We start from the raw sequence: 12124 nt of genomic DNA on the forward strand, positions 1-12124 counted from the left end.
CCGTTAGCCTACGGTTACTTCATAAGACGTAAATTTACGTATATTAATAACGCCTTTTTCAAAGATTAAGTACTGACCTTTAATACCTTGTAAAACACCACTTACAACCGGGTCTTTATCAAAGTTAAATGAGCTGATTTTTGTTGGGTATTCGGTTACTGGAAAGTTTAAATCAACCACATCTTCATCAAGTTGCTCTATGGCTGTTGCGCCAAATAATTCACTGAGCTCGTTTAGCTTTTCACTAATTTGTGGGATCAGCTCGGCTGCTGCTGCCTTTAAGTCAATTGCGTCGTTTTGACCTTTTAGCATATTGCGCCAATTCGTTTTATCGGCAATAAATTCAGCCAATGCAACTTCCACTAAACCGGATTGCAGGCGAGTTTGCACTTTAAAAATAGGCAATGCCTGAGTCGCGCCTTGATCAACCCAACGAGTCGGTATTTGTGTGTGGCGGGTAATACCTACCTTTAAACCTGAGGTATTAGCGAGATACACATAGTGTGGGATCATGCAGTTTTCTTCGCCCCACTGTGGCTCTCGGCAAGTGTCTTGATCGTAGTGGCAAGTTTCTGGTTTCATTATGCACATATCGCAACTAGCAAGCTTGCGCATACATACAAAACAGTGACCTTGAGAATAGCTTTTTTTGGTTTTTTTACCGCAGTTAGAACATAAAATAGTGCCACTAAAGGTAAGCGTAAGCTCCTTACCTATAAATGCATTTAAGTCTACTAAGTGTTCACCCACAGGTAAGTGATATTGTACTGGTTCGGTTAAGCTCGATTTTAGTTTACGAAGTGTGCCTTGCATCTTTACTTGGCCCCTAAAGATGTTAAAAAGAGGAGTCTAACATTTTTAAGCTATATTGGCTTTTTAAGAAGTGTAAATAGTCGGTGTAAGGCAGTGCTTTTGCGTATAAATAACCTTGGGCGGAATCAGCGTTCATATCTTTGAGTAAGTGATGGATTTCTTGGGTTTCTACCCCCTCAATTGTTATTGATAAATTGAGGTTATGCGCCATATCAATGGCTGTTTGTACAATAACTTGGTGAGTTGGGTTATTAGGCAAATCAAAAACAAATGACTTATCTATTTTAAGCTCACTGAAGTGATAATTAACTAAGTAGCTAAGTGACGCGTAGCCTGTCCCAAAGTCATCTAGTACCACTTTAATACCTAATGCGGTTAACTCATCCACTAACTTTATAAGTGCATCTTGACTATCTACAAAGGCCGATTCGGTTAGTTCAAATTTGAGTAAGTGTGCTGGTACTTGGTATTTAATTAAAATGTTTTCCACTTTTTCGGCTAAGTTATTTATGGTTAAGTTTTTAGCACTTAAATTTACGCTAATTGTGTGCTCGTTATAGCCATTTTTTGTAAGCTCAACTATGTCTTTACAGGCTTGCTCTATTACCCACAGTGTTAGCTCGTTAATAATACCTGTGTGCTCAGCAAGTATTATTAGTTCTTCAATTGATAAGTTGCTGTAAGTTGGGTCGGGCCAGCGCAGTAAAGCCTCGGCACCACTAACGTGGTTACTTAATAAGTTTATTTGAGGTTGGTAGTAAAGCGCTAGTTGATTTGTTTTGATGGCTTGTTGTAGCTTAGCGGCTAAAGCAACGTCCATCATCAGGTTATTACCGTTTGATGATGACCCAACTTGATTAATGCTACCTTTTGCTTTTTTAAGCGCTAAATATCCACGCTTTAACCAATATTCAAAGTCGTTACTCTTACCTGCACCACTAATACCTATACTGTAACTAAGCTGCAGGTTTAGTCCTTTAATTTCATATTGTTTTGGTAGGCTACTAATTATTTTAGTTAGTAGTGCTTCTAGCATTTCTTGGTTTTGTGTTTTAGTAGAAATACAGGCAAATACACCACTGCTTAAATCGGCTAAGCGAGGACTAGTGTTTAAATCTGTTTCGAGGTTTGTAAATTCACGTTCATGGCTGAGTTCTAATTCAAGCTCTTTGGCTATATGCTTTATAAGTGTGTAGCCCTGAGAAGAGGTAATAATCGTATTGAGTGAATTAAAGTGACGTATTTTTATTAAACACAACGTTGTTGAGCGGTTTTGGCTCTGTAGTGCCATAAATGCTTGTTTTAGCTTGGAGCTATTAAGTAATCGTGTTTGTTGTGTATGCGTGGCATGGTAAAGCGCACGTTCGCGCTGATACCTTACTCGGTCTGCTAACGCCATTGCCATTAAAATAACTTCGCACAAAATAGCGACTAAAAAGGCATGGCGGGTTGTAAAGGTATACGGTAAAAAGCCGGTGAGTTCCATAGGTTGAATTAACGCACCAATTATTAGCGGTATCCATGAAAAAACATAAAACTTAGCCCATCTAAAGCCACTGCGTAACTTGTTATATATTAAAATAATACAGGTAATATAAAGCAGTGCCATCACACCAAAAAAGATAGGCGCCGCTATGTTTTCAGGAATAAACAAGCTACATACAGCAAGAATAAACATAAGCCAAAGTAAGGTTATGCTCATTTTATAGCGCCAGCATTTATCCTTATGGTAGCGTAAAAACATGGTGCAAAAGGCAAGGGTAAAAAAGGCGACTCCGTAATTACTAAACACAATTTGTTCGTGAATAAAGAGCTGCCATTGCTTAGGCCATAAATAAAAGCCAAAGCCCAGTACAGCCCCCATTAGCGTAATAGCGCTGACGATGTAGCCAATATAAATTAAATAAACACGGTCTTTTATTCCAAAATAAAGCACCAAGTTATAAAGCGCAGCCATCAATAGTACGCCTACAAAAATACCCCAGATCCCAGTTTGGGAGCGCAATAAGTCAATAAACTCTTTGTCACGATACAAGTTTACGGGTGTTTTACTTATGCCGATTGTGTCTATTTTTATTACTAGGCGTTGTGATGATTTTCTTTCTACTAAAAAGCGAATATGCGGTACGCTGTATTCAAACAAAGAGAGGGCTTCTTCTTTATCGCCGAGTTTGTATGTTTCAATCAGTTTGTTATTTTTATCGAGGCGATAAACCGTAAGGTGATCGACCATAGGGTTGTCAAAATGTGCCACAACATTTTGCTTGTTAAGGCTTTTATTTTCTAAATCAAGAAATAACCAATAGTTTTGCTGGCTAAAGCTCCATGGAACATCAGAAAATGGTTGATGGGTAAGTAATTCAGGTTGGTTAATGATGGTATCGAATGTTTTAGTTTTGGTTTCGTCAATATAGTAGGCGTAATCGAGGTACATTGGAGCCGTTTTATCAATTGTATATCGTGTAGGCACGACAAGGTTAGATGCCAATGTACTGATTATAAAAAATATAAAGATCAGTATGGCAACAGCAATTGCATGATAGCGTAAAGTTCTTAGTTCCAACGTTTGTGTACTTTTAAAAAACCTTTTAATTAGTGTAGCACTAAAAAAGCGCAGATAAACTGCGCTTTTGTAGTTAAATTAATTGGTTATACCAATGAATAGGTATTATAGGCTATTGCTCGCGTGCAATAGCACGGTAAGCTATATCAGTGCGATATTCCATACCATCCCAGCTAATTTGTTTAACAAGCTCATAGGCGCGCTGCTGCGCTTGCGTAACAGTGTTACCAAGTGCTGTTGCGCATAATACGCGACCGCCAGCGGTTACTACGTCTTCGCCACTTTGTTTAGTACCCGCATGAAAGACTTTTTCACCCGCAGGGTAATCAACTTGTAGCCCCGAAATTGCATCGCCTTTAGGGTAATCACCAGGGTAGCCTTTAGCGGCAAGTACAACACCAACGGCGGCGCGTGGGTCAAACTCAATTGTTGTTTTATCAAGTTCTACACGGTTAGCAGCTTCAATCAATTCAACCAAATCTGATCGCAAACGTAGCATCATTGGTTGAGTTTCAGGGTCGCCAAAGCGACAGTTGTACTCAATTACTTTAGGGGTACCTGTTTCGTCAATCATTAAACCTGCGTATAAAAAGCCTGTGTACGGATGGCCTTCGCTTGCCATGCCTTCTACCGTAGGGGTGATCACTTCGTTCATAATACGCTGGTGGATTTCATCAGTAACAACTGGCGCAGGTGAGTATGCACCCATGCCACCCGTGTTAGGACCCGCATCGCCATTGTAAGCGCGCTTATGGTCCTGACTGGTAGCAAATGGTAATACGTTTTTACCATCAACCATTACAATGAAAGACGCTTCTTCACCGTCTAAAAACTCTTCAATAACAACACGACTTCCCGCATCGCCAAAAGCATTACCCGCAAGCATATCGCGAATCGCTTCTTCGGCATCGGCTTCCGTCATCGCTACAATTACGCCTTTACCCGCAGCTAAACCATCTGCTTTTACAACAATTGGTGCGCCTTTCTCTTTTAAATAAGCAAGGGCAGGCTCAATCTGTTCAAACGTTTGGTAGTCGCCCGTTGGGATTTTATGACGTGCTAAAAAGTCTTTAGTAAACGATTTCGAACCTTCAAGCTGAGCTGCGCCCGCCGTTGGTCCAAAAATAGCCATGTTATGTTCACGAAACTTATCAACAACACCCAGTACTAACGGTATTTCTGGACCTACAATAGTAAGCTCTACCTTATTTTGCTGTGCAAAACTAAGTAGACCCTCTAAGTCGTCAACGTTTATTGCTACGTTTTCAAGTTTTGGTTCAAGTGCAGTACCTGCATTACCAGGGGCTACAAATACAGTATTTACTTTGGTGTTTTGAGCGGCTTTAAACGCAAGTGCGTGTTCGCGGCCGCCGCTGCCAATGACTAAAACATTCATGGCGAAAATTCCTATTTAAAGCGGTTTCTTAAATTTCAGCGTCATGCGGTCGCTTTCACCAATGGCTTTGTATTTATCAGCATCTTGTTCGCCGAGTCTTAAGCTTGGTGGTAGCGTCCATACACCTTTAGGGTGATCAGCTGTATCTTTTGGATTTGCATTTATTTCACTGCTTGCTACTAATTCAAACCCAGCTTGTTCAGCAAGGTCTACTACGTAGCTCTGCTTCATATAACCTGATGTTTTTTGATCTTCATCAGCACGCTCTTCAGCTAAACGGTGTTCAACTAAACCTAATGTACCACCTGGTTTAAGGGCTTTATAAAAAGCTTGGAATGCACTTAATGCACCGCTTTTATCTTTGCCCATATACCAGTTATGTACATTACGGAAAGTTAAAACCATATCGGCACTGCCAGCTGGCGCAATATCTAAATGTGTTACAGGTGCAAACTCAGTAATTTTAACGCTACTAAAGCGCTCATCTTCAGCTACTTTTTGTTTAAAGCCCGCAAGAGAGCGTTGGTAGTAGCCAACTGATGAATCAGCAGGAAAGTGCGCGGCATAATAAGTGCCTTGCTCTTTTAGTGCTGGCGCTAAAATTTCACTATACCAACCACCGCCTGGCGCAATTTCAACAACTGTCATAGTTGGTTTAAAGCCAAAAAATGCAAGTGTTTGAGCCGGGTGACGATATTCGTCACGAACGCTGTTTTTAGCGCTACGTTCGCTTGATTGAAGTGCATGCTCAAGGCTCGATTCGTGGTTATGGCTAAGCGCCATAGTCGATGTCATCGTTAGTGTGGCTACAAGTAGCGATTTTAGCGCAAATTTCATTGTTTGTTCCTTCACATTATAATTTTAAATAGGTTATTGAATAATCAGAATACGTGAATTTATAGCAAACAAAAAGGGTTAAACCAACGTTTAACCCTTTGTGTGATTAGTGGCGGAAATGGCGCATACCAGTTAGTACCATTGCCATGCCGGCTTCATCAGCAGCTGCAATCACTTCTTCATCACGCATTGAGCCACCAGGCTGAATTACCGCAGTAATGCCAGCGGCTGCGGCTGCGTCAATGCCATCACGGAATGGGAAGAACGCATCAGACGCCATAACTGAACCTTTAACTTCAAGGTTTTCGTCTGCTGCTTTTATGCCTGCAATTTTAGCTGAGTATACGCGGCTCATTTGGCCTGCGCCTACGCCAATGGTCATACCGTCACGGGCATAAACAATTGCGTTTGATTTAACAAACTTAGCTACTTTCCAGCAAAACAGTAAATCTTTAAGTTCTTGCTCAGAAGGCTGGCGCTTAGAAACAACTTTTAAGTCGCCTTGCGTTACCATGCCTAAGTCGCGGTCTTGAACTAAAATACCGCCGTTAACGCGTTTAATATCTTGGCCAGCGGCTTTACCTGTCCACTGTCCACATTCTAATAAACGAACGTTCTTTTTAGCTTCAACAATTTTTGCAGCGCCGCTCGAAATACTAGGTGCGATAATTACTTCAACAAACTGACGGTCAACAATTGCTTGTGCAGTTGCTGCATCTAGTTCTCGGTTAAAGGCAATAATGCCACCAAATGCTGATGTAGGGTCTGTTTTAAATGCACGGTCGTATGCTTCAAGGATGTTGTCCCCAATTGAAACACCACACGGGTTTGCGTGTTTAACAATAACACACGCAGGTACATCAAATTCTTTAACACACTCAAGGGCTGCATCGGTATCAGCAATGTTGTTAAACGAAAGGGCTTTACCTTGCAATTGAGTTGCTGTTGCAACTGATGCTTCAGCAATGTCATTTTCAACATAAAAAGCAGCATCTTGATGTGAGTTTTCACCGTAACGCATATCTTGCTTTTTAGTAAACTGCATATTGATAGTGCGTGGGAATTTAGTCTCTACAGCAGCTTCCTCGGTGTAATCAGGCACCATTTTACCGAAGTAGTTAGCAATCATGCCATCGTATTGTGCAGTGTGCTCGTAGGCGGCAATCGCTAAATCAAAACGTGTTTTGTACGTTGTTGAGCCATTATTGCTTTGCATTTCACTAATAACACGGTCGTAGTCGCTCGCGTTTACCACAATAGTTACGTCTTTGTGGTTTTTAGCTGCTGCACGAACCATTGTAGGGCCGCCAATATCAATATTTTCAATGGCATCTTCAAGGCTGCAGTTTTCTTGAGCGACTGTATTCGCAAAGGGGTATAAGTTAACTACAACTATGTCGATAGCAGAAATGTTGTTATCTGCCATTACGTTTTCATCTTGTCCGCGACGGGCCAATATTCCGCCGTGAATTTTTGGGTGAAGTGTTTTTACGCGACCATCCATAATTTCTGGATGACCTGTGTGATCTGACACTTCAGTCACTTTTATGTTGTTTTCAGCAAGAAGTTTGCATGTGCCGCCAGTTGATAATATATCAACGCCTTGGGCTTCAAGTGCGCGGGCAAATTCAACAATACCGGTTTTATCAGACACACTTAATAGTGCGCGACGAATGGGACGATGAGTATCCATTGTAGTTTGATTTCCTCAGTTAATGAGCTAGCTTAGAAGCGGGCATTTTAACTGATTACAACTCAAAAAACGACTTATAAAGCGCCGATGAGGGTGAGCATTTTGCAATTTGGTTAATAAGTTGTAGGCATAAAAAAAGCACCCGAGGGTGCTTTTTTTGCATAATACCAGTTGTATTGGATTAGTAAGTAGTTATAACGATAGAAAAACAAGTCTATAACAAGGCAAAAATTTTGCTGTGTAGTTATTCTACATAAAAAATTATTAACGACGTTATGGGCTTGTTTAACTCGTTAGAATACTTACGCTTTCAATATAATTGGTATTAGTTCATGCCGTATTTTTTAAGCTTTTTACGTAAAGTACCACGGTTGATACCTAGTAAAATTGCTGCACGAGTTTGGTTACCACGTGTATATGTCATTACTTCTTCAAGTAATGGCGCTTCTAGCTCTGAAAGAACAAGGTCGTAAACGTCTTGCACATCTTGACCGTTAAGCTGCTTTAAATAGTGGTGAACAGCTTTTTTTACTGCATCACGCAATGGCTGCGGTTTCTCGTGTGACTGAACATGAGGGTTAGTGATAAATGGAGAAGTCACGTTTTGTTCGAACATTATTAAGTCTCTTTCTTTCTTAGTTAGCTGCTAGTGTTTTAAAGTATTGCTCTAATGCGACGACCTGTGCCTGCGGGTTGTCGAGCGCATTAAATACTCGCCTAAACTGACCATCACTGTCATGGGTTTGCAAATACCAAGATACATGTTTGCGAGCAATTCGCGCTCCCATCGGCTCACCGTAAAACATATGGAGGTTTGTTAAATGCTCCATTAATATACTGCGCACCTCTGCAATAGCAGGTGGCTGTAAATGTTCCCCAGTTCGCAAATAGTGGTCTATCTCCCTAAATATCCAAGGGCGACCTTGGGCGGCTCGGCCAATCATAATGGCATCTGCACCCGTATAGTCTAAAACCTGCTTTGCTTTTTCTGGTGATGTAATATCACCATTGGCAACAACAGGAATCGACACTGAACGTTTTATATCCCTAATCGTGGCGTACTCAGCATCACCTTTGTACATACATGCGCGCGTACGCCCATGTACAGCAAGTGATGCAATGCCATAACGTTCAGCTATTCTCGCAATCTCTACACCATTACGGTTATCCGGATCCCATCCTGTACGGATTTTAAGTGTCACAGGTATATCTACAGCATTAACTACTGCATCAATAATCTCTTCCACAAGTTCAGGAAACTGTAATAAGGCAGAGCCTGCGAGTTTCTTGTTCACTTTTTTTGCTGGGCACCCCATATTGATATCTATGATCTGTGCACCATTAGCAACATTGAATTGTGCGGCCTGCGCCATAAGCTCAGGATCTGCTCCTGCAATTTGCACCGCGCGTATACCCGACTCACCGCTGTGATCCATACGGTTCATCGACTTTTCTGTTTTCCAAACCTTAGGATTTGACGATAGCATTTCAGACACAGCTAAGCCCGCACCTAAGCGTCGACAAAGTTGTCTAAATGGTCTGTCTGTAATGCCAGCCATTGGCGCGACAATTACATTATTCTCAAGTTGGTATTTACCGATACGCACTATATTCAATAGGCCTCTTTTCAAGGGGCGCTAAGTTTACGGTTTTTTTCACAAAAATCAAAGGCTATAAATTGAACAAAAGTAACTTTTTTTTGCCCTTTTCGTATTGACATTTGATAACCACATGACAAGTAGGTTGATTTGTTTGAAATTCATACAGATTTTATTTTTTACAAGATAACTAGAAAATTTTTGGATATGTAAAAAAATAGTAAAGCCTGTTAAATACAGGCTTTACATGCATGTTTTGAGTTAATGCTCTAGATTTGATTGTTCGATTTATTACGCTTTTTTTGTGCCACTTACTCGAGTCCAATCACCTTCAACGGCAATATCATCTAGCTCAATAAAGGGTGCATAAATATCAGCAACTGATTGTGCTTGTTCTTCTAAAATACCCGACATGGCAATTTTACCGCTAGGCTTTAATAAACCTAAAATTACACTGTGCAATTCGCGAAGTGGCTGGGCTAAAATATTTGCCACTACTATATCTGCACTAAACTCAGGTTGGTTTTCTGGCAGGTATACTTCAAGTTTGTCTGCAACACCATTTCGGTTAGCGTTATCTAGGCTTGCTTCGAGTGCTTGAGGGTCAATATCAATCCCAATCATGCGCTCTGCACCTAATTTTATCGCTGCAATCCCTAAAATGCCTGAGCCACAACCAAAATCAACAACCGTTTTACCCGTCAGATCTTGGCTTTCTAACCATTTAAGGCACAAGGCCGTTGTCGCATGCGTGCCCGTGCCAAAAGCAAGGCCAGGGTCTAGCAATACATTTACTGCATCAGGGTCAGGAATGTCGCGCCAGCTTGGGCAAATCCATAGTTTTTCGCCAAATTGAATAGGGTGGAAGTTATCCATCCATTCACGTTCCCAGTCTTTATCTTCAAGTTGCTCTATTTTGTATACTAAATTGTCTTTTAGCTCATCATGGCGCTTTAATAACGCAACGACTGCGTTCATATCATGATTAGCTTCGAACAAGCCAATAACTGTGGTATCAGCCCAAAACACAACGGTGCCAATTTTAGGCTCGTAGATAGGGGTGTCTTTTGCGTCAATAAAGGTTACTGAAGCGCTACCCGCTTCCATTAATAGGTCGCTTACGGCATCAGCTGTTGCAGCATTGGCATTAATACGAATTTGGATCCAAGCCATGGTTATTTCCTTCAAATAGAAAAAAGGCCGCTATAGCGGCCTTTTTAGTTTATATAGTAGCGCTAAATTATTTAGCGTCTAAAAAGCTTTTCAGTAAATCTGAGCGAGAAGGGTGGCGTAATTTACGCAGCGCTTTCGCTTCTATTTGACGAATACGTTCACGTGTTACGTCAAACTGTTTACCTACTTCTTCTAAGGTGTGGTCGGTATTCATATCAATACCAAAACGCATACGTAGTACTTTAGCTTCACGAGCTGTTAAGCCTGCAAGTACATCGTTAGTTGCGCCACGAAGAGACTCCATTGTTGCCGAATCGATTGGCGAATCAATAGTTGTATCTTCGATAAAGTCACCTAAGTGAGAATCTTCATCATCACCGATTGGTGTTTCCATTGAAATTGGCTCTTTAGCAATCTTAAGTACCTTACGGATTTTATCCTCAGGCATCATCATGCGTTCTGCTAATTCTTCTGGATTTGGCTCACGACCCATTTCTTGTAACATTTGACGAGAGATACGGTTAAGTTTATTAATCGTTTCAATCATATGTACAGGAATACGGATTGTTCTTGCTTGGTCAGCAATAGAGCGTGTGATTGCTTGACGTATCCACCACGTAGCATAAGTAGAGAACTTATAACCACGGCGATATTCAAACTTATCAACCGCTTTCATCAGACCAATGTTACCTTCTTGGATTAAATCTAAGAATTGTAAGCCACGGTTTGTGTATTTTTTAGCAATTGAGATTACAAGACGTAAGTTAGCTTCAACCATTTCTTTTTTCGCACGGCGTGCTTTCGCTTCACCAATGCTCATTCGACGGTTAATGTCTTTAATACGCTCAATGCTTAAACCTGTTGTTTGTTCAATAACAGATAATTTATTAATGCTACGAATGATTTCTGGCTTAACTTCTTCAAGTTTAGCTGAATACTTTTCGTTACCTGAAATTTCTAAATCAACCCAAGAAGCATCAGTTTCGTTGTTAGCAAAGTGCTTAACGAATGTTTTCTTCGGTAATTTAGCAATTTGTACAGCTTGTTTCATGATTAGACGTTCTTGAACGCGAACACGATCCATCATTTCACGCATGTTATTTACCATGCGGTCAAACTGTTTAGGTATTAATTTAAAGGTTCTGAAAAGCTCACCGATTTCAAAAATGGCGGCTTGTGATTCAGGATGCGAACGACCTTTAGCTTCAAACGTATCACGTGCTTTATTGTATAAATCACGTAAGTTTTCAAAGTGAATACGAGCTTCTTCAGGATCTGGACCTGTGTCTACTTCTTCTTCATCTTCGTCATCGTTATCAGCATCATCTTTGTCATCTTTATCGTCATCATCAAGTTGCTTAGCACTTAATTCTGAACCGATGTTAGTTGCTGAAATTGGCGCTGTATCTTCATTCGGATCGATAAACCCAACAATAATATCGCTTAAACGCATTTCTTCAGCTTCAAACTTATCCCACTGCTCTAGTAGGTAAGTAATTGCTTCAGGATACTCTGCAACAGAAATCTGTACTTGGTTAATGCCTTCTTCGATACGTTTAGCGATTACAATTTCGCCTTCACGTGTAAGAAGTTCAACAGTACCCATTTCGCGCATGTACATGCGAACCGGGTCCGTTGTACGGCCGATTTCTTTTTCTACAGTTGCAAGTGCTGCTGCGGCAGCTTCAGCTGCGTCTTCGTCTGTCGTTGTTTCTTGCATCATTAATTCATCAGCATCAGGCGCGTTTTCGCTAACCTTGATACCCATATCATTAATCATGCTTATGATATCTTCTACTTGATCTGAGTCTATAATGTCTTGTGGAAGGTGATCATTTACTTCTGCAAAAGTTAAGTAGCCTTGCTCTTTACCTTTTTGAATCAGAAGTTTTAATTGTGACTGAGGAGTTGGATCCATAGAGATTGTTTCTTCCACTCTGATAAGTTGATACAACAGGCGCCATCATGTAGTTTGCATTAAAGCTAACTAGAATAATGTGACGCAGTGAATAGCACAGTATAACAGTTTAAATCAATTTTGACTAGGGTCT

General features: G+C 40.7%; 9 protein-coding genes. All 9 read right to left on the reverse strand.

Features of this window, described 5'->3' with window-relative positions:
- Positions 1-3 precede the first annotated feature (3 nt).
- The 9 genes from EU510_RS12780 to rpoD all read right to left on the reverse strand — a co-directional run bounded on the left by EU510_RS12780 (position 4) and on the right by rpoD (position 11991).
- Positions 4-813 (reverse strand): DUF2797 domain-containing protein, encoded by an 810-nt coding sequence (locus EU510_RS12780; RefSeq protein ID WP_149593804.1) that lies wholly within the window; start codon positions 811-813, stop codon positions 4-6.
- A gap of 22 nt (positions 814-835) precedes the next feature.
- Entirely contained in the window at positions 836-3376 is a 2541-nt protein-coding gene (locus tag EU510_RS12785) for an EAL domain-containing protein (RefSeq protein ID WP_149593805.1), read from the reverse strand.
- A gap of 112 nt (positions 3377-3488) precedes the next feature.
- Positions 3489-4772 carry a phosphoribosylamine--glycine ligase gene (gene purD, locus EU510_RS12790; RefSeq protein WP_149593806.1) on the reverse strand — a complete coding sequence of 428 codons (1284 nt, stop codon included), beginning with the start codon at positions 4770-4772 and terminating at the stop codon, positions 3489-3491.
- 15 nt (positions 4773-4787) lie between these two features.
- Complete coding sequence (locus tag EU510_RS12795; protein WP_149593807.1) at positions 4788-5609, reverse strand: class I SAM-dependent methyltransferase; 822 nt, start codon at positions 5607-5609, stop codon at positions 4788-4790.
- A gap of 106 nt (positions 5610-5715) precedes the next feature.
- Entirely contained in the window at positions 5716-7302 is a 1587-nt protein-coding gene (purH, locus tag EU510_RS12800; protein ID WP_149593808.1) for a bifunctional phosphoribosylaminoimidazolecarboxamide formyltransferase/IMP cyclohydrolase, read from the reverse strand.
- 325 nt (positions 7303-7627) lie between these two features.
- The gene (gene fis / locus EU510_RS12805; protein WP_002957804.1) at positions 7628-7918 is read right to left on the reverse strand and encodes a DNA-binding transcriptional regulator Fis; all 291 of its coding nucleotides are present in this window, start codon (positions 7916-7918) and stop codon (positions 7628-7630) included.
- 19 nt (positions 7919-7937) lie between these two features.
- A complete protein-coding gene (gene dusB / locus EU510_RS12810) occupies positions 7938-8909 on the reverse strand; it encodes a tRNA dihydrouridine synthase DusB (RefSeq protein WP_024603689.1) in 972 nt (323 codons plus the stop codon).
- A gap of 282 nt (positions 8910-9191) precedes the next feature.
- On the reverse strand, positions 9192-10073 hold the full coding sequence (prmA, locus tag EU510_RS12815; protein ID WP_149593809.1) for a 50S ribosomal protein L11 methyltransferase: 882 nt from the start codon (positions 10071-10073) through the stop codon (positions 9192-9194).
- A gap of 67 nt (positions 10074-10140) precedes the next feature.
- Entirely contained in the window at positions 10141-11991 is a 1851-nt protein-coding gene (gene rpoD, locus EU510_RS12820) for an RNA polymerase sigma factor RpoD (protein ID WP_149593810.1), read from the reverse strand.
- Between the last annotated feature and the right edge of the window lie 133 nt (positions 11992-12124).

The sequence above is a fragment of the Pseudoalteromonas sp. FUC4 genome (genome assembly GCF_008370255.1).
In the GTDB taxonomy this organism is placed as follows: Bacteria; Pseudomonadota; Gammaproteobacteria; order Enterobacterales; family Alteromonadaceae; genus Pseudoalteromonas.